This window comes from Actinomadura fibrosa (assembly GCF_900659615.1).
Taxonomy (GTDB): domain Bacteria; phylum Actinomycetota; class Actinomycetes; order Streptosporangiales; family Streptosporangiaceae; genus Spirillospora; species Spirillospora fibrosa.
This window is the reverse complement of record NZ_CAACUY010000057.1, coordinates 1-18,659: the sequence shown is the minus strand read 5'-3', so window position 1 is coordinate 18,659 and position 18,659 is coordinate 1. Positions and strand designations below refer to the sequence as shown.

Genomic DNA, 18,659 nt, shown 5'->3' with positions numbered 1-18,659 from the left:
TCCCGTGTCGGTGATCCCGCACCCGGCGCCATGGTGAAGAATCGGAGCATGGCAACGACACGTACGGCCAACGCGCACTGGGAAGGGCCGCTCCTCAGCGGCCAGGGAACCGTTTCGCTCGACTCGTCGAACGTGGGCACCTTCGACGTCACCTGGGCCTCGCGCGCCGAGGACCCCGCCGGGCGCACGAGCCCGGAGGAGCTCATCGCCGCCGCCCACTCCACCTGCTACTCGATGGCGCTCTCGCACGGCCTCGCGGGCGCCGGGACGCCGCCGGAGAAGGTCGACACCAAGGCCGACGTCACCTTCCAGCCGGGCGAGGGCATCACCGGCATCCACCTGACCGTCCGGGCCAGCGTCCCCGGCCTGTCCGCGGCCGACTTCGAGAAGGCGGCCCAGGCCGCCAAGGAGGGCTGCCCCGTCAGCCAGGCCCTGGCCGGCACCAAGATCACCCTAGACGCCGCCCTGGCCTGAAAGCCGGACCGGAAGAGACGACGCGGCGATCACTGCGCATGCAGCGATCGCCGCGCCGCCGTTGCAGTAAGCCCCGCCCGCAGCGGCCCGAGCGTTGCGATCGCGTGCGAAGCCAGGTTCGAGCCTGCGAGAACCTGATCGCGCAGCGAGCCGCAAGGCGAGTCGAAGCGATGCAGCGATCGCCGCGGCGCCCGTTGAAGGAACGCGCGCTAGCGCGTGACGCCAAGGGCGACGGAATTAGGCACAGCCCCTCCGTATCTGCGGTCTCTGCTGGCGTAGATCTCGCAGGCGTGCCAGAGGTGGCGGCGGTCGAAGTCGGGCCAGAGGGTGTCGAGGAAGACCATCTCGGCGTAGGCCGACTGCCAGAGCAGGAAGTTGGACGTGCGCTGCTCGCCGGAGGATCGCAGGAAGAGGTCCACGTCCGGGATGCCGGGCTCGTCGAGGTAGCGGGCGAACACCTTCTCGTTGATCTTGTCGGGGTTGAGCCGGCCGGCCTGGACGTCGCGGGCGATGGCGGCGGCGGCGTCGGCGATCTCGGCGCGGCCGCCGTAGTTCACGCAGAACTGGAGCGTGAGGACGTCGTTGTGGCGGGTCATCTCCTCGGCCGTCTCCAGTTCCCTGATGACGCTGCGCCACAGGCGGGGGCGCCGTCCGGCCCAGCGGACGCGGACGCCCATCGAGTGGAGCTGGTCGCGGCGGCGGCGGATGACGTCGCGGTTGAAGCCCATGAGGAAGCGGACCTCGTCCGGGGAGCGCTTCCAGTTCTCGGTGGAGAACGCGTAGGCGGACAGGTAGGGGACGCCGAGCTCGATCGCGCCCATGATCACGTCGAAGAGCGAGTCCTCGCCGCGCTTGTGGCCTTCGGTGCGCGGCAGCCCGCGCTCCTTGGCCCAGCGGCCGTTGCCGTCCATGACGATGGCGACGTGCCGCGGGACCAGGTCCGCGGGGATCGGCGGCGGCGTGGCGCCGTGCCGGTGCGGTTCCGGAGGCGAGACGGCCCTTCTCAAACTCTCTCCCTGTTGGTCGTTTCGTTTCCGGCGTCGCGTTCCACGTGGCGCAGGGAACGGATGCCGTGTTCCAGGTGCCACTGGAGGTAGGCGGCCACGAGGCCGCTGCACTCGACGCGGTGGCGGGACTCGCTGCCGTCGGCGTACTCCCAGTCGCCGCGCAGCAGCGCCAGCATCAGCGCGAACGTCGGCGGGGCGGGGGTGGCGGCGCCGGGCTGGCGGCAGTTCGCGCAGACCGCGCCGCCCGCCGCGATGGCGAAGCCGCGCAGCCCGCCGCGGGTGCCGCAGCGGCAGCACTCGTCGAGCGCCGGGGCCCACCCGGCGACCGAGAGCGAGCGGAGGAGGAAGGCGTCCAGGACGAGCCGCGGGTCGTGGCCGCGCTCGGCGAGGGTCCGCAGGCCCCCGACGAGGAGGAGGAACTGCCGCAGGGCGGGCTCCCCCTCTTCGCTGGTCAGCTTCTCCGCGGTCTCCAGCATCGCGGTCCCCGCGGTGTAGCGGGGGTAGTCGGTGACCAGGGCCTCGCCGTACGGGCGCAGCGTCTCGGCCTGGGTGATCAGGTCGAGGGAGCGGCGCTCGTAGAGCTGGAGGTCGACGTGCGTGAAGGGCTCCAGCCGCGCCCCGAAGCGGGACCTGGTCTTGCGGACCCCCTTCGCCGCGGCGCGGATCCGGCCGCCGCGCCGGGTCAGCACCGTCACGATGCGGTCGGCCTCGCCCAGCTTCTGGGTGCGCAGGACGATGCCTTCGTCGCGGTAGAGGGTCACCCCTCCATTCTCGCGTACTCGACCCGATGCGTTGATGCAGGCCGGTCATCTCCGCAGGATCTACACATCCTGCCTCATGATGCCGCTGCGCGGTATGGCAATCACGTTACGTGACCGGTTTCGGCCGCCATACCCGTCCGGAAAGCGTGGCCTGCGTCACGCGGAGCTGGCAGCGTTGTGGCATGAGATGCCACATCGTGCCGCCGCACATGCTTGAGCGCATCGCCCGCGACGCCGGGGACCCGGCCCTCCGCGCCCGGGCCCGCCGCAGCCTCGTGCTGTCGTCCGCCCAGCGGACGGAGCGCCGGCTGTTCCCCGCCTCCCCGACCTCCCCGACCGAGGACTTCGTCCCCAACCGGACCATCAACGACGCCGAGCACGGCGAGAGCCTCCCCGGCAAGACCGTCCGCAAGGAGGGCGACGCCGCCACCGGCGACAAGGTGGTCAACCAGGCCTACGACTGGCTCGGCGTGACCTTCGACTTCTACGAGGCCGCCTACCGGCGCAACTCCATCGACGGCGCCGGCCTGAAGATGGTCTCGACCGTCCACTACGGCGAGGAGTACGACAACGCCTTCTGGAACGGCGAGCAGATGGTGTACGGCGACGGTGACGGCAGGCTGTTCACCGACTTCACCGGCCCGCTGGACGTCACGGGCCACGAGCTCACCCACGGCGTCACCCAGTACACCGCGAACCTGGAGTACTACGGCCAGTCCGGCGCGCTCAACGAGTCGGTCTCGGACGTGTTCGGCTCCCTGATCAAGCAGTGGCACCTGAAGCAGACCGCCGACGCGGCGGACTGGCTCATCGGCCAGGGCCTCCTCGCCAAGGGCGTCCACGGCGTCGCGCTGCGGTCGATGAAGGAGCCGGGCACCGCCTACGACGACCCGCAGCTCGGCAAGGACCCGCAGCCCGCCCACATGGACCACTACGTCAAGACCCACAGCGACAACGGGGGCGTCCACATCAACTCGGGCATCCCGAACCACGCGTTCTACCTCGCCGCCAAGGCGATCGGCGGGAACGCCTGGGAGAAGGCCGGCCGCGTCTGGTACGAGACGCTCACCAAGGGCGACCTGGAGTCCGACGCCGACTTCGCCGGCTTCGCGGCCGCGACCGTCGCGGCGGCCAAACGGCTCTACGGCGAAGGATCGGAGACCACAGCGGTACAGGAGGCGTGGACAGGGGTAGGCGTCTCACAGTAGGTGGGACGGAACGGGACATGCAGTGAAGGTCAAAGTCATCCGCAGCGGGGGCTTCGCCGGGCTGGAGAAGCACGCCGAGTCCGACAGCGCCCGCGATCCCATGCTGGCGCGGCTGGTCGACAGGGTGGACCTCGGCTCCGTGCCGCCGCCCGGCCGGATTCCCGACCAGTTCCTGTACGAGATCGACATCGACGGCGACCGGACGACCGTCGGTGAGGCGCAGCTGAACGGTCCGCTGCGCGAGCTCGTGCACCACGTGCTCGGGCGCGCCCGCTGACACCGGGAGCGGCGCCGGTCCCCCGCGGGGCCGGTGCCGTTCCCGGTGCGCTGTCCGTCAGCCGAGCCAGGCCGTGGTGTCGGGCGGCAGCATGCCGTCCTCGACCGGGCCGCTGGCCAGCAGCACCGCGCGGCCCGCGGGCAGCGGGACGGGCGCGGCGCCGAGGTTGACGACGCAGGTCAGGCCCGAGTCGCGGGTGAAGGCGAGGACGTCCTCCTCCGCGGGCAGCCATTCCATCGTGCCGTCGCCGAGCCGTTCGCGGCGGATCGCCAGGGCCGCCCGGTACAGGGCGAGCATCGAGCCGGGGTCGGCGTCCTGCGCCTCGACGGTCAGGTCCTTCCACTCCGCGGGCTGCGGCAGCCACGGCTCGCCGGTGCCGAACCCGAACGGCGGGCGGTCCCCGGACCACGGCAGCGGCACCCGGCAGCCGTCCCGGCCCGGGTCGGTGCGGCCCGACCGGGTCCAGATCGGGTCCTGCCGCAGCTCGTCCGGCAGGTCCTCGACCTCGGGGAGCCCCAGCTCCTCGCCCTGGTAGACGTAGACGGCGCCGGGCAGCGCCATCGCCAGCAGTGCCGCCGCGCGGGCCCGGCGGACGCCGAGCGCCCGGTCGGTCGGCGCGCCGTGCCGCCGGTCCTGGAGGCTGAACGAGGTGTCGGCCCGCCCGTACCGCGTCACGGGACGCACCACGTCGTGGTTCGCGAGCACCCAGGTGGGCGGGGCGCCGAGCGGCGTGTGCGTCGCCAGCGTCGTCTCGATCACCTTGCGGAGGGCGTGCGGCTCCCAGGCGCAGTTCAGGAAGTCGAAGTTGAACGCCGTGTGCATCTCGTCGGGCCGCAGGTAGCGGGCGAGGCGCTCCTGGTCGGGCAGCCACACCTCGCCGACGAGCATCCGGTCGGGGTAGCCGTCGGTGACCGCCCGCCAGCCGCGGTAGATCTCGTGGACGCCGTCGCGGTCGGTGTAGGGGTCGGAGCCGTCCGGTTCGGCGTCGGGGTCCTTCACGAGCAGCGCCGCCGAGTCGATCCGGATGCCGTCGACGCCCCGGTCGTACCAGAAGCGCAGCACGTCGTGGAACTCCTGGACGACGTCGGGGCTGTTCCAGTTGAAGTCGGGCTGCTCCGGCGCGAACAGGTGCAGGTACCACTCCCCGTCCGGGACGCGCGTCCACGCCGGCCCGCCGAAGATCGACTGCCAGTCGTTGGGCGGCGCGTCCCCCTGGCCCGGCCGGAACCAGAAGCGCTCGCGCTCGGGCGAGCCCGGCCCGGCCGCGAGGGCCTCGCGGAACCAGGCGGACTGGTCCGAGGCGTGGTTCGGCACCACGTCGAGGATGATTTTCAGTCCGGCGCGGTGGGCCTCGGCGATCAGCGCCTCCGCCTCGGCGAGGGTCCCGAAGACGGCCTCGATGTCCCGGTAGTCGGCCACGTCGTACCCGCCGTCCGCCATCGGCGACGGATACCACGGGTTCAGCCACAGGGCGTCGACGCCGAGCCCGGCGAGATAGGGCAGCCGGTCGCGCAGACCGGCGAGGTCGCCGACGCCGTCGCCGTTTCCGTCCGCGAAGCTGCGCGGGTAGACCTGGTAGATCACCGCGCCCCGCCACCATGAGTCGGGCATGCTCGTGACAACTCCTTACTGCGTGCGGGCGAAATGCGAAGAGGGGATGGGACGGTTCGGGTGCGGGTCAGCCCTTGAGGCCGCCCGCGGTGAGGCCGGCCATGATGTGCCGCTGGAAGACGAAGAACACGACGATGGTCGGCACGCTCGCGATCACCAGCCCGCCGATCAGCACGTTCTGCGGCACCTGGACGGCGAGCGAGGAGATCGCGACGCTGACCGTCCGGCGCTGCGCGTCCGGCAGCACCAGCAGCGGCCAGACGAAGTCGCGCCACACGTTGACGACCGTGAAGATCGACACGACGCCGAGGATCGGCCGGGAGACCGGCAGCACGACCGACCACAGGATCCGGGCCGGCGAGGCGCCGTCCACCTCCGCGGCGTCGATCAGCTCGGCCGGGATCGAGTCGAAGAACCGCTTGAGCAGGAAGATGTTGAACGCGTTGGCGGCGGCGGGCAGCCAGATCGCCCACGGGGTGTTCAGCAGGTTCGCGTGGAGCAGCGGCAGGTCCTTCACCGTCAGGTAGGCGGGCAGCAGGATCACCATCGGCGGGATCATCAGCGTGGCCAGCATCAGGCCGAGGATCGTCCGGCCGAGCAGCGGCCGCAGCTTCGACAGCGCGTACGCGGCGGTCACGTCCACGCCGAGCGTGAACAGCCAGGCGCCGAACGCGTAGAGCAGCGTGTTGCGCAGGTAGAGGCCGAGGTCGAGCTGCCGCCACGCCTCCCGGTACCCCGACAGGTCGGCGTCCTTCGGGAAGAGGCTCGGCGGCACCTCCGCCAGCTCCCCCGGCGACTTCATCGCGCCGGTGACCATCCAGTACAGCGGGAACACGAACACGAAGGTGAACAGCACGACGACCGTGACGAGGACCGTCCAGTAGACGGCCTTCCCCTTCCGCGTGCCGAGCGTGTGCGGCGAGACGAGCGTGCGGGTCTCGGCGCGGTACAGGTCGGTACGGCGTGCGCGGCGTGCGCGGCGGCGCCGGTCGCGTCCCGCGGTCGCGGTGAGATCGGACATGGCTGCTACCGGGCTTCCTCGCGCGAGACGCGCAGGTAGACGGCGGAGAAGAGCATCAGGACGAGCATGAGCATCAGCCCGAGCGCGCCGCCGCCGCCGAAGTTCGTGAAGTTGAACGCGTACTGGTACATCAGGTACGCGACGGTGACGGTGGCGTCCTCCGGGCCGCCGCCGGTGAGCAGGTACGGCTCGATGAACACCTGCATGGTCGCGATGATCTGGAGCAGCAGCATGACCAGCAGGATCAGCCGGGTCTGCGGGATCGTGACGTACCGGATCCGGCGGAACATCCCCGCCCCGTCCAGCTCCGCCGCCTCGTACAGCTCGCCCGGGATCGTCTGGAGCGCGGCCAGGTAGATCAGCGTGCCGCTGCCGAGGTTCATCCAGGTCGACACGAGGACCAGCGAGATGAGCGCGGTGTCGGACGAGTCGAGCCAGTTCAGCGTCGGCAGGTGCCCCAGCTTGAGGATCTGGTTGAACAGGCCCGGCCCCGGGTCGTAGAACCACTTGAACAGCAGCACCGCGACCGCGGGCGGCAGCATCACCGGCAGGTACACGACGAACCGCAGGTAGCCGCGGGCGTGCTTCAGCTCGTTCAGGACGATCGCGATCGCGAACGGCACGACGTACCCGACGGCCAGCGCCAGCAGCGTGAAGACCGCGGTGTTGACCCAGGCGTCGACGAACACCGGGTCGTCGATCACCGTCCGGAAGTTGTCCAGCCCGACCCAGCGGGTGTCGCCGACGAAGTTGGTCTTCTGGAAGCTGAGCAGCACCTCGCGCACGATCGGGTACCAGGAGAAGAACGCGAAGCAGATCAGCGCCCCGCACAGGAAGCCGTACGCCGTCACGTTGCGCCGCACGGTCCGCCGCGTCCGCGGGGAGAGGCGGCGGGCCCGCCCGGCGGGGCGGACGAGCGTCCGCGCTGTGGTCATGTCAGTCCCCTCGGGAGGTCGGGGCGCCGGCGCCGGAACCGGCCCGCCGGCGCCCCGGGCGGGCGTCAGTTCGCCCTCGCGAGCGCGGCGTCGGCCTTCTTCTGCGCGTCGGCGAGGAGCTGGTCGATGTTCGCGTCACGCCTGGTCAGCACGGCGGAGACGACCGAGTCGAGGACGGCGTAGAGCTGCTGGGCCTGCGGCGGCTCCAGCTTGCCGGGGACGCTGCCGTAGGCGTCCTCGTACGGCTTGAAGTTCCCGACCGGCAGGTTCGCGGACGCGGCGCGCAGCTGGCGGTCCTTCTGCCCGACCGCGTTCTGCCCGAAGAGCTTCGGCTGCGGCAGCCCGACCGGGCGGCCGTACTTCGCGGCCCGCGCGTAGTTGAGCTGTCCCTGCCCGGGCGTGATCCCGTAGTACTCCAGCCACAGCAGCCCGGCCTTGATCTTGTCGGGGGACGCCTTGGGGTTGAACAGCCAGCCGTCGCCGCCCATCAGCGTCCCGGCCGAGCCGGGGATGGGCGCCATGCCGTAGTCCTCGTACTTGCCCTTGAACTGGTCGACCAGCGCGGTGGCGTTGTCCGGCGCGCCGAGGTACATGCCGAGCTTGCCGCTGGCCATCATCCGCTGGATGTCGGCGTCGATGAGGAGCTGCTTGGTGCCCATCGAGTCGTCCGTCCAGCGCATGTCCTTCAGGTTCTGGAGGACGGCCCTGCCCTGCGGGCTGTTGAACGCCGATTTCCGCCCGCTGCCGTCCACCATGTCGCCGCCCTGGCTGTAGAGCGACGTGGTGAAGTGCCAGCCTCCCTGGTTCTTGGCGCTGAGCTCGGCGTACCCGGTGATCCCGTCCCCCAGCGCGCTGATCTTCTTGGCGGCCTCGCGCACCTCGGCCCAGGTCTTCGGGGGCGCGTCGGGGTTCAGCCCGGCCCTGCTGAACAGCTTGCGGTTGTAGAACAGCCCCATCGCGTAGTTCTGCCTCGGCAGCCCGTAGACCTTGTCGCCGTCCTTGAAGACCCTCTCCACGGCCGGGTCCAGGTTGGGGAACTGCTTGACCGAGCCGATGTACGGCGTGATGTCGGCGGCCTGGCCGTTGGCGATGATGCCGCGGACGTCGGTGAAGTAGACGTAGAAGACGTCCTCCATCTGCCCGCCGGCCAGCTTCGCCTGGAAGGTGTTCGGGTCGATGCAGGGGAAGGCGTCCTTGCCCACGACCGTGATGTTGGGGTGCAGCCTCTGGAAGGCGGCGACGTCCTCCTCCCACTCCTTGCGCTGCGCCTCCTGGCTCTTGGCCGGCATGCAGCCGACCGTGATCGACACCTTGGTGCCGGCGCCCAGGGGCGCGGTGTCCTGGCCACCGGAGTCGTCCCCGCCGCAACCGGCGGCGGTGGCGCCGAGGACCGCGGCGAGCAGGGTGGCGAGAATCCGGGATCTCATGGGGGTGTCCCTCCTGGGCCTGGGGTCGGCCGATGGCGAGGAACATATAGAGAGCTGCATCACATTGCAATACATGAATGAACATGCGCAAGAACACGACAAACCAGCCCTGGTCGCGCGCAAGACAGGTCAGGAACGCGAAAGCCGCCCTGCGCGAGGACGGCTTTGAAAGGTGGGTCCCGGCGAGAGCGGGCCGGGATCGCCGCGACGCTACGAGGTGGCGGGCTGCCTGACCGGTCCCGTCGAGGCGCGGACGACGAGCTCCGGCTCGTACAGCAGTTCCTCGGCCGTGACGGGCCCGCCCTCGACCTGGCTGACCAGCAGCGCGACGGCCGCGCGGCCGATGGCCTCGATCGGCTGCCGGACGGTCGTGAGCGGCGGGTTCACGCAGTTCATGAACGCCGAGTCGTCGTAGCCCACGACGGACACGTCCGCCGGCACCGACATCCCGAGCCTGCGCACCGCGCGGATGACGCCGAGCGCGAGCGGGTCGCTGGCGCAGATGATCCCGGTGACGCCGTCGCGGATCAGCCGCCCGGTGACGGCCTGGCCGCCCTCCAGCGAGAACATGCTGCGCCTGATCCGGGTGTCGGGCAGCTCGACGCCGGCGCGGGCGGCGGCGGCCCGCACGGCGGCGAGCTTCCGGCGCGAGGGCACGTGGTCCTCCGGCCCGAGGACGACCCCGATCCGCTCGTGGCCGAGCGAGACGAGGTGGGCGAACGCCTGCTCGGCGGCCACCGCGTCGTCGGTGGAGACCTGCGGGAACTCCAGCTTCTCGCTGGCGGCGTTGACCAGCACGACGGGGAGCCGCACCTCCAGCAGCCGGTGGTAGTGCTGGTGCGGGGCGTCGGCCTCGGCGTACAGCCCGCCCGCGAAGACCAGACCGGACGCCTGCTGCTGGAGCAGCATCTCGACGTAGTCGGCCTCCGACAGCCCGCCCGGAGTGAGCGTGCACAGCACCGGAGTGAACCCGCGCTGGGCCAGCGCGCCGCCGACCACCTCGGCGAGCGCCGGGAAGATCGGGTTGCCGAGCTCGGGCAGGACCAGCCCGACGAGCCGGGCGCGCTCGCCGCGGAGCTGGGTCGGGCGCTCGTAGCCGAGCACGTCCAGCGCCGTGAGGACGGCCGCCCGCGTCGCGTCCGACACCCCGGGCTTGTCGTTGAGGACCCGGCTGACGGTGGCCTCGCTGACCCCGACCTTCTTGGCGACCTCGGCCAGTCGACGTGTCATGCCGCAACTATAGGACTTTCCGGCGCAAGGCACTTGCGCAACGTTGCGGACGCCGTCGGACCCCGCCGTGAGATCGTCACGGCGGGGTCCGGGGTTCCGAGCGCGCGCCTCATGAGCGCGCGCCGGGTCTGGTGGCCGGCCCGGACGGGATGGGTCCGGAGACGACCAGGTCAGGACGGGTCAGGCCAAGCCGGATACGGGCTGGACCGGACCGGGTCGTGCGGGGGCGAGGCTCAGGCGGCCGAGCGCGCCACGCGGTTGACCGCGGAGAGGATGGCCTTGAGCGACGCGGTGACGATGTTGCCGTCGATGCCGACGCCCCAGACCGTCGTGCCCTCCACGTCGCACTCGACGTAGGCGGCGGCGCGCGCGTCGCCGCCCGCGCTCATCGCGTGCTCGGCGTAGTCGAGGACGCGGACGTCGATGCCGATCGAGGCGAGCGCGTCCTCGAACGCCGACACGGGCCCGTTGCCAACGCCCTCGATCTCGCGGATCTCGCCGTCCACGCGGACGTCGCAGCTCAGCGCGTCCTTCTCGTCCACCCGCGAGGTCGCGCGGTGGGCGAGCAGCCCGGCCCGGGGGCCGTTGGCGAGGAACTCGCCCTGGAAGATCTCCCACATGCGCTCGGCGGTGACCTCGCCGCCCTCGCTGTCGGTGTGCGCCTGCACGACCCGGGAGAACTCGATCTGGAGCCGGCGCGGCAGCTCCAGGGCGTGCTCGGTCTTCATGATGTAGGCCACGCCGCCCTTGCCGGACTGGCTGTTGACCCGGATCACGGCCTCGTAGGTGCGGCCGACGTCGTGCGGGTCGATCGGCAGGTACGGGACCTCCCAGCGGTACTCCTCGACGGGCGTCCCGGCCGCCTCGGCGTCCCGGCGCAGGTGGTCGAAGCCCTTGTTGATCGCGTCCTGGTGCGAGCCGGAGAACGCGGTGTAGACCAGGTCGCCGCCGTAGGGGTGCCGCTCGTGGACGGGCAGCTGGTTGCAGTATTCGACGGTGCGGCGGATCTCGTCGATGTCGGAGAAGTCGATCTGCGGGTCGACGCCCTGGGTGAACAGGTTCAGGCCCAGCGTGACCAGGCACACGTTGCCGGTGCGCTCGCCGTTGCCGAACAGGCAGCCCTCGATCCGGTCGGCGCCCGCCATGTAGCCGAGCTCGGCGGCGGCCACGGCGGTGCCCCGGTCGTTGTGGGGGTGCAGCGACAGGATGACGGAGTCGCGGTAGGCGAGGTTCCGGTTCATCCACTCGATCTGGTCGGCGTAGACGTTCGGGGTCGCCATCTCCACCGTCGCGGGCAGGTTGACGATCACCTTGCGGTCCGGCGTGGGCTTCCACACGTCATTGACGGCGTTGCAGACCTCGACGGCGTAGTCGAGCTCGGTGCCGGTGAACGACTCGGGCGAGTACTGGAAGAAGATCTCCGTGTCGCCCATGTCCTCGGCCAGCTTCGCGCACAGCTTCGCGCCCTCGACCGCGATCGCGGTGATGCCGTCGCGGTCCTGGCCGAACACCACGCGGCGCTGGAGCGTACTGGTGGAGTTGTACAGGTGGACGATCGCCCGCTTGGCCCCGCGGACCGACTCGAAGGTCCGCTCGATCAGCTCGGGGCGGGCCTGCGTCAGCACCTGGATCACCACGTCGCCGGGGATCCGGTCCTCGTCGATGATCTGCCGGACGAAGTCGTAGTCGGTCTGGCTGGCCGCCGGGAAGCCGACCTCGATCTCCTTGTAACCCATCCGTACCAGCAGCTCGAACATGCGGAGCTTGCGGTCGGCGTCCATCGGGTCGATCAGCGCCTGGTTGCCGTCCCGGAGGTCGACCGCGCACCAGCGCGGGGCCTCGGTGATGACCGCGTCCGGCCACGTGCGGTCGCTCAGCCTGACCGGCTCGAACGGGCGGTAGCGCTGGAAAGGCATGCCGGAAGACTGCTGTTGCGGATACATCCGTATGGTCCCTCTGCTCGGATCCTGCGGCCGACGCACGTCGATATCCCGCAGCGAGGGAGCCGACCTCTACAGGCCCCCGCTGCGGCCGCTAAGGAGGAGCAGGTCGCACGACACGATTGTCAAGCTAACAGATGCCATCCGTGTTACGGAAACCCCGTCCCGAATACTGAGACATCCGGCGGCTCCCCCGTCTCAGGAACGCCCGCGGGGCACCAGGACATTCCTGGTGCCCCGCGCGTCCCGGGTCTGGAGCCCTCAGACGGCGAGGAGGCGGCGGACCTCCTCGTCCCGCAGGTCCCCGGCGGTACCGGCCCGGCGGACGACCCCGCCCTCGATGATCACGAAGCCGTCGGCGAGCCGGAGGGCCAGCTCCAGGTACTGCTCGACCAGCAGCACCGCGAGGCCGCGCTCGCGGTGCAGCCGGACGATCGCCGCCTCGATCTCGGCGACGATGGACGGCTGCACGCCCTCGGTCGGCTCGTCGAGCAGCAGCATCCGCGGCCGGGTGACGAGCGCCCGCGCGATCGCGAGCTGCTGCTGCTGGCCGCCGGACAGGAACCCGGCGCGGCGCCCCAGCAGGTCCTTCAGCCGGGGGAACACCTCCAGCGCCTCGTCGATCGCGCCGCGGTCGCGGTGCCGGGACGCCTCCAGCGTGACCTGGAGGTTCTCGGCCACGGTGAGCTGCGGGAACGTCTCATGCCCCTGCGGCACGTAGCCCATGCCGCGGCGGACCCGCTCGTGCGCGGGCAGCCGCGTCACGTCCTCGCCGTCGAAGACGACACGGCCCGCGGTCGGCGCCAGCACGCCCATGACCGCGTTGAGCAGGGTGGTCTTGCCGACGCCATTGCGGCCCATCACGCACGTCAGCGAGCCCGCGCCGACCGTGACGTCCACGCCGAACAGGACGCGGGCGCGCCCGTAGGCGGCCTCCAGCCCGGTCACCTCCAGCAGCGGCGGCTCGCCCGCCTCCGGCGTGCTCTCGGGCCCGCTCATCGGACGTCCTCCCGGGAACGGCCCAGATAGACCTCCTGGACCCGCGGATCGGCCTGGACGGCGGCCACGTCGCCCTCCACCAGCACCTTCCCCTCGTGCAGCACCGTGACCTGCGAGGCGTACCGGCGCAGGAACTCCATGTCGTGCTCGACCACGACCACCGTGTGGTCCGCGGCGATCCGGGTGAGCAGCTCGCCGGTGCGCTCGCGCTCGCCGCCGCTCATGCCGGCGACGGGCTCGTCCAGCAGCAGGAGCCGCGGCCGCTGCGCGATGAGCATGCCGATCTCCAGCCACTGGCGCTGGCCGTGCGAGAGCACCCCGGCGGGACGGTCCGCGAGGTCCCCGAGGCCGATCACGTCCAGGGCCTCGGCGACCGTGCCGGAGACGCCGCGCCGCTGCCGCAGCAGCGCGGGCAGCGGGCGGCGGAACCCGGCGGCGAGGTCGAGGTTCTCGACCACGGTCAGCTCCTCGAACACCACCGAGGTCTGGAACGTGCGGCCGATGCCGAGCCGGACGATGCGGTGCTCGCGGCGGCCGGTCAGCTCCGTCCCGGCGAACCGGACGGTCCCGGCGGCGGGCCGCGTCAGCCCGGTGACCACGTCGATCAGCGTCGTCTTGCCCGCGCCGTTCGGCCCGATGAGGAACCGCAGCTCGCCCTGCCCGACGGTCAGGTCCACGCCGTCGATCGCCCGGAACCCGTCGAACACGACCTCCAGCCCGCGGATCTCCAGCAGCGCCCCCTCGTTCTCGCTCATGCTGCCTCCCCCTGGACGGACTGCGCCGGCACCGGGCGCTCGGGCGTCCGGCGGCGGGCGACGGCGTCCTTGACCTGCTCGTAGAGGCCGACCGCGCCCTTCGGCGCCAGCGTCATCACGAGGATGAACAGCGCGCCCTGGAGGTAGAGCCAGCCGCCCGCCCACTGCTCGCTGAACTCGGTCTTCGCGTAGTTCATGACGACCGCGCCGAGGACCGCGCCCGCGAGGGCGTAGCGGCCGCCGACCGCGACGGCGACGACCAGTTCCAGCGACGGCACGACGCCGAGCAGAGAGGGCGAGATGATCCCGACGACCGGCACGAACAGCGCGCCGGCGAGCCCCGCCATGCCCGCCGAGATCGCGAACGTGACCGTCTTGACCGTGGCGGGGTTGTAGCCGAGGAACCGCACCCGGTCCTCGCCGTCCCGGACGGCGACCAGCAGCCGCCCGAACCGGCTCTTCACGAGCTGCCGCGCCGCGAGGTACAGGACGCCGAGGACGGCGGCGGTGACGAAGTACATCGTCCGCTGGGTGCTCTCGGCCTCGGGGTCCCGGCCGAAGACGTCGTAGAAGTTGGTCAGGCCGTTCGTCCCGCCGGTCAGGCCCTGCCGCCCGACCAGCAGGATGACGAACGCGGCGGCCAGCGCCTGCGTCAGGATCGCGAAGTACGCGCCGCGCACCCGCTGCCGGAACACGAGCGCGCCGAGCACCGCCGCCACGGCGACCGGGACGGCCACGACGGCGGCGATCGCGACCACCGGGCTCTCGAACGGCTTCCACAGCGCGGGCAGCTTCTCCACCCCGGACCACACCATGAAGTCGGGGAGGTCGCCGTCCGCGTCGTGGAGCTTGAAGTACATCGCCATCGCGTAGCCGCCGAGGCCGAAGAACACGCCCTGGCCGAGCGTGAGCATCCCGCCCTGCCCCCAGGCGAGCCCGATGCCGAGCGCGGCGATGGCGAAGCACAGGTACTTGGCCAGCTCGTCCAGCCGGAACGCGGGCAGCGCGAGCGGCGCCACGACCAGCAGGAGCAGCGCGACCGCGGCGAAGAGCGCGTAGCCGCGCAGCCGGGCGCGCAGGGCCGGCGAGCGGAGCGCGGTCCCGGGGGCGGTCATGTCAGCGCCCTGGAGCGCAGGACGAACATGCCCTGCGGCCGGACCTGGAGGAATCCGATGACCACCGCGAACACGATCACCTTGGCGAGGCTCGCGTCCGTCCAGAACTCGGCGTAGGAGTTCAGCATGCCGAGCGCGACCGCGGCGATGACGGCGCCGCGGAGCTGGCCGAGCCCGCCCGCGACGACGACGAGGAACGCGTCCACGATGTAGTAGGTGCCGATGGACGGGCCGACCGGCCCGATCAGCGTCAGCGCCACCCCGGCGACGCCGGCGAGGCCCGAGCCGATGAAGAAGGTCAGCTGGTCGACGCGGGCCGTCGCGACGCCGGAGACCTCGGCGAGCTGGCGGTTCTGCATGACCGCCCGCATCCGGCGGCCCGGCCGGGACCGGCTCAGGTACAGCCAGATCCCGGCGACGCACGCGACCGCGAGGGCCATGATGAACAGCCGCGCGTACGGCAGCGCGCCGCCGAGCACCTCGATCCGGCCGGTCAGCCAGCCGGGCGCGACGACCTGCACGTTCGGCGCGCCGAAGAGGTCGCGCGCGGCCTGCTGGAGGACGAGGCTGACGCCCCACGTCAGCAGCAGCGTGTCGAGCGGCCGGCCGTAGAAGTGCCGGATCGCGAGGCGCTCCAGCACCCAGCCGAGCGCGCCCGCCACCGCGAACGCCACCGGCAGGGCGGCGAGCACCGCCTGCGAGCCGGCCCAGTCCTGGAGCATGTACGCGGTGTAGCCGCCGGCCATGATGAACTCGCCGTGGGCCATGTTGACGACGCCCATCTGGCCGAAGGTGAACGTCAGGCCGAGCGCGACCAGCAGCAGCACCGCGCCGATGCTGAGGCCGATCGGCACCTGGTTGAGCAGTGAATCCATGCCGCCTCCTCAGGGCGCACCGGGCTGGACGGGCGGGGGCGGCGCCGCGCGCACGGCGCCGCTCGCGCGCGTCACGACAGGCCGGCGGCCCAGGGGTAGGACTTCAGGTACGGGTCGGGCTTGATCGGCTCCTTGCTGGACCAGACCTCGTCGATGAGGCCGTCCTTCCGGACGACGCCGATCCTGGCGGTCTTGTAGACGTGCTGGGTCGGGCCGTCGATGGTCACCTTGCCCTCGGGCAGGTCCAGGGAGAGCCCGGCGGCGGCCTTCTTCACGGCCTCCGGGTCGGTGCTGCCGGCCTTCTTCACGGCGGCGGCCCACAGGTGCACCGCGTTGTACCCGGCCTCCATCGGGTCGGACGTGACCTTCCCCGTCCCGTACTTGGCCTTGAACGCCTTGACGAACGTGTCGTTCGCCCTGCCCTTGGTGGTCTCGTAGTAGTTCCAGGCGACGGGCTGCCCCACGATGTTGTCGATCCCGATGCCCTTGACCTCCTCCTCGGCGATGCTCACCGACATCACCGGCAGCTTCGCGGCGTCGAAACCGGCGCTGCGGAGCTGCTTGAAGAACGCCACGTTGCTGTCGCCGTTCAGCGTGTTGAACACCGCGTCCGGCTTCGCCTCGCCGATCTTGTTGACGAGCGTGCTGTACTCGGTGTGCCCGAGCGGGGTGTACTCCTCGCCGAGGATCTGCATCCCATTGGCCTTGGCATAGGCCTTGATGATTTTGTTCGCGGTACGCGGGAAAACGTAGTCGCTGCCGACCAGGTAGAGCTTCTTCTTGCCCTTTTCCTTCAGGTAGTCCAGGCCGGGGACGATCTGCTGGTTGGTGGTGGCGCCGGTGTAGAAGATGGAGGGCGAGCTCTCCAGCCCCTCGTACTGCACCGGGTACCACAGCAGCGCCTTGTTGCGCTCGAACACCGGCAGCATCGCCTTGCGGCTGGCGGACGTCCAGCCGCCGAACACCGTCGCGACCTTGTCCTTCTTGATGAGCTTCTGGGCCTTCTGGGCGAACGTCGGCCAGTCGGAGGCGCCGTCCTCCACGACCGGCTCCACCTTCTTGCCGAGCAGGCCGCCCGCCGCGTTGACCTCCTCGATGGCGAGCGTCTCGGAGTTCTTGACGGTCACCTCGCTGATCGCCATCGTCCCGCTCAGCGAGTGCAGCACGCCGACCTTGATGGTGCTCCCGCCCGAGGCGCCCCCGCCGGCGCCGTCACCGGACTCGCCGCCGCACGCCGTGAGCAGCGCGGCCGGCAGCAGGACCGCCGCCGCCAGCGGCCGAAGGAATGGTTCGCGCAACTATCGACTCCTCACAGAACCGGCCCCCGACCGCAGTTTTCTGTGACAAGTCTCCGGAATGAGATTTCCGCGCAACGACCGCCGTGTTACAAGCGCCTTACGAAAGCCGCACCCGGCATTGCGGGCGACCGTTATCCCGGGAATTTCAGGGGACGAGCACCGAGAGGCAGCTCACGCAGCCCTCGAGCGCCTCGAACTCGCTGATGTCCACCGACGTCACGCGCAGCCCGTCCGCGGCGAGCCGGGCGGCGGTGCGCGGCGCCGACGCCGACATCAGGACGTGCTCGGGGCCGATCACCACCACGTGCGCGCCGGCCGGCTCCGGCACGACCGACAGGCACGGCAGGACGGACGTGTCGACCAGGTCCGGCAGGCCGATCAGGCTGCCGTCGGGCAGCGCGGACAGCGCCGACTTCAGGTGCAGGCAGCCGCTCGTGTCCACCGGCACCACCCGCCGCCCGCCCAGCAGGTGCGCGAGCTGGCAGATGCCCTCCTCGTTCGTCCGGGCGCCGCGCCCGACGTAGACGGTGTCGCCGACGCGCAGCACGTCGCCGCCGTCCAGGGTGCCCGGCTCCTTGATCCGCTCGACCCGCAGGCCGAGGTCGCGCACCGCCCGCTCCGCGCCCGGCACCTCGCCGCGGCGGCGCGCCTCGCCGGACCGGCCGAGCACCGCGAGGTCGCCGCAGACCACCACGGCGTCCTCGACGAACACCGCGTCGGGATGGGCGTCGGCGGGCGCGACCTCGCGGATCCGCCAGCCGGCCGCCCGCAGCGAGCCGACGTAGGCCGCGTGCTGGCGCGCCGCGAGCGCCGCGTCCACCGGGCGGCGGTCGATGTGGGTGACGATCCCGTCCGCCAGGCGGGGCCCGGGGCGGCGCACCAGGGCCGTCCCGGCGCGGTGCCGGTCCTCCATCACCGCGCCGCCCCCTCCGCCGTCACGATCACGCCCAGCGCGTAGGCGCGGGACATGCCCATCAGCTCGGCGATCCGGTGCAGGACGCTCCGCTGCGCGTCGCCGAGCGGCCCGCCGGCCAGCCCGACGCGGACGGCCTGCGCGAGGAACCACTCCTTGGCCTCCACGGCGAGGTGGGAGCCCGCCAGCGCGACCTCGTCCTCCAGGAACTCGCGCCGCAGCGCGAGGTCGGCGTCCACGGAGGCGGTGTCGTAGTCGGTCCCCCCGTAGCCGCGGACGGCCTCGACGGCGCGGGCGCGCGCCGTCCCGTCGGACGGGTCGCCGGCGTCCAGCACCAGCGCCGCGGCGGCCCGCATCCCGGCGGGCAGCGCCGCCGCCATCTGCCGCGCCGTCGCCGTCCGCAGCGCCGCGGGGGCGAAGCGGCCGCGGCACGCGCGGCACTCCACCACCTGGCCGAGCCGCCACAGCGGCACGAGCGGGACGAGGAACAGCGAGCACCAGCGGCGTCCCGCCCGCCTCCGGTAGGCACGGTCACCGCCGCAGCGCGGGCAGTGGAACGTCCCCTCGCTGACCGTGCGAAACACCGCCGTCAGCCCGAAAACGAGCAACACCGGGGCTCTCCTCCCATTTCGGACTCGGATCCAAACTACCGACCCGCGCGCCCCGCCGGGGGCGTCCCGGCCAACGCGGCCGCTCCCCTTACGCTGGGTCCATGACCGGTGACCAGGACTCCGGCCGGGGCGGCGCCGCCCGCTCCCGCCCGTCCTTCCTGCCGCCCGACGACGGACCGGCGCCGCGGGACGCCCCGGAGCC

Annotated in this window: 18 protein-coding genes; 3 read left to right on the top strand and 15 right to left on the bottom strand. The window is 71.6% G+C overall.

Features of this window, described 5'->3' with window-relative positions; translation table 11 throughout:
• Window positions 1-48: 48 nt before the first annotated feature.
• Window positions 49-474: an OsmC family protein gene (locus E1300_RS20755; RefSeq protein WP_131758686.1), complete on the top strand. Its 426-nt coding sequence runs from the start codon at window positions 49-51 to the stop codon at window positions 472-474.
• A gap of 209 nt (window positions 475-683) precedes the next feature.
• On the opposite strand, the gene E1300_RS20750 is transcribed toward E1300_RS20755, so the two are convergent.
• Together E1300_RS20750 and recO are read right to left on the bottom strand one after the other, a co-directional pair.
• The gene (locus tag E1300_RS20750; RefSeq protein ID WP_131758685.1) at window positions 684-1,481 is read right to left on the bottom strand and encodes an isoprenyl transferase; all 798 of its coding nucleotides are present in this window, start codon (window positions 1,479-1,481) and stop codon (window positions 684-686) included.
• On the bottom strand, window positions 1,478-2,242 hold the full coding sequence (gene recO, locus E1300_RS20745) for a DNA repair protein RecO (RefSeq protein WP_131758684.1): 765 nt from the start codon (window positions 2,240-2,242) through the stop codon (window positions 1,478-1,480). The genes E1300_RS20750 and recO overlap by 4 nt, the downstream gene beginning before the upstream one ends.
• Before the next feature lie 182 nt (window positions 2,243-2,424).
• Here recO and E1300_RS20740 point away from each other — a divergent pair, with 182 nt between their 5' ends.
• Complete coding sequence (locus E1300_RS20740; protein ID WP_131758683.1) at window positions 2,425-3,450, top strand: M4 family metallopeptidase; 1,026 nt, start codon at window positions 2,425-2,427, stop codon at window positions 3,448-3,450.
• A gap of 22 nt (window positions 3,451-3,472) precedes the next feature.
• Window positions 3,473-3,727: a protealysin inhibitor emfourin gene (locus E1300_RS20735; RefSeq protein WP_242619279.1), complete on the top strand. Its 255-nt coding sequence runs from the start codon at window positions 3,473-3,475 to the stop codon at window positions 3,725-3,727.
• A 57-nt stretch (window positions 3,728-3,784) separates the two neighbouring features.
• On the opposite strand, the gene E1300_RS20730 is transcribed toward E1300_RS20735, so the two are convergent.
• The 13 genes from E1300_RS20730 to E1300_RS20670 form a co-directional block, all read right to left on the bottom strand.
• Complete coding sequence (locus tag E1300_RS20730) at window positions 3,785-5,338, bottom strand: glycoside hydrolase family 13 protein (protein ID WP_131758682.1); 1,554 nt, start codon at window positions 5,336-5,338, stop codon at window positions 3,785-3,787.
• A 67-nt stretch (window positions 5,339-5,405) separates the two neighbouring features.
• Window positions 5,406-6,359, bottom strand: coding sequence for a carbohydrate ABC transporter permease (locus tag E1300_RS20725; protein ID WP_131758681.1), 954 nt, complete (start codon window positions 6,357-6,359; stop codon window positions 5,406-5,408).
• Window positions 6,360-6,364: 5 nt separating this feature from the next.
• On the bottom strand, window positions 6,365-7,294 hold the full coding sequence (locus E1300_RS20720; RefSeq protein WP_131758680.1) for a carbohydrate ABC transporter permease: 930 nt from the start codon (window positions 7,292-7,294) through the stop codon (window positions 6,365-6,367).
• A 65-nt stretch (window positions 7,295-7,359) separates the two neighbouring features.
• A complete protein-coding gene (locus tag E1300_RS20715) occupies window positions 7,360-8,721 on the bottom strand; it encodes an ABC transporter substrate-binding protein (protein ID WP_131758679.1) in 1,362 nt (453 codons plus the stop codon).
• A gap of 210 nt (window positions 8,722-8,931) precedes the next feature.
• Window positions 8,932-9,951, bottom strand: a complete 1,020-nt coding sequence (locus tag E1300_RS20710; RefSeq protein ID WP_131758678.1) for a LacI family DNA-binding transcriptional regulator — start codon at window positions 9,949-9,951, stop codon at window positions 8,932-8,934.
• 233 nt (window positions 9,952-10,184) lie between these two features.
• Complete coding sequence (leuA, locus tag E1300_RS20705; protein ID WP_207399874.1) at window positions 10,185-11,894, bottom strand: 2-isopropylmalate synthase; 1,710 nt, start codon at window positions 11,892-11,894, stop codon at window positions 10,185-10,187.
• Between the two features lie 258 nt (window positions 11,895-12,152).
• The gene (gene urtE / locus E1300_RS20700; RefSeq protein ID WP_131758676.1) at window positions 12,153-12,890 is read right to left on the bottom strand and encodes an urea ABC transporter ATP-binding subunit UrtE; all 738 of its coding nucleotides are present in this window, start codon (window positions 12,888-12,890) and stop codon (window positions 12,153-12,155) included.
• The gene (urtD, locus tag E1300_RS20695) at window positions 12,887-13,645 is read right to left on the bottom strand and encodes an urea ABC transporter ATP-binding protein UrtD (protein WP_131758675.1); all 759 of its coding nucleotides are present in this window, start codon (window positions 13,643-13,645) and stop codon (window positions 12,887-12,889) included. Before urtD ends, urtE begins: the two co-directional genes overlap by 4 nt.
• A complete protein-coding gene (gene urtC, locus E1300_RS20690) occupies window positions 13,642-14,760 on the bottom strand; it encodes an urea ABC transporter permease subunit UrtC (protein ID WP_242619278.1) in 1,119 nt (372 codons plus the stop codon). The genes urtD and urtC overlap by 4 nt, the downstream gene beginning before the upstream one ends.
• Window positions 14,757-15,635: an urea ABC transporter permease subunit UrtB gene (gene urtB, locus E1300_RS20685; RefSeq protein WP_131758674.1), complete on the bottom strand. Its 879-nt coding sequence runs from the start codon at window positions 15,633-15,635 to the stop codon at window positions 14,757-14,759. The genes urtC and urtB overlap by 4 nt, the downstream gene beginning before the upstream one ends.
• A gap of 71 nt (window positions 15,636-15,706) precedes the next feature.
• Window positions 15,707-16,933, bottom strand: coding sequence for an urea ABC transporter substrate-binding protein (gene urtA / locus E1300_RS20680; RefSeq protein ID WP_242619277.1), 1,227 nt, complete (start codon window positions 16,931-16,933; stop codon window positions 15,707-15,709).
• A 145-nt stretch (window positions 16,934-17,078) separates the two neighbouring features.
• Entirely contained in the window at window positions 17,079-17,846 is a 768-nt protein-coding gene (gene ddaH, locus E1300_RS20675; protein ID WP_131758673.1) for a dimethylargininase, read from the bottom strand.
• The gene (locus tag E1300_RS20670; protein ID WP_131758672.1) at window positions 17,846-18,457 is read right to left on the bottom strand and encodes a hypothetical protein; all 612 of its coding nucleotides are present in this window, start codon (window positions 18,455-18,457) and stop codon (window positions 17,846-17,848) included. Before E1300_RS20670 ends, ddaH begins: the two co-directional genes overlap by 1 nt.
• Window positions 18,458-18,659: the final 202 nt, after the last annotated feature.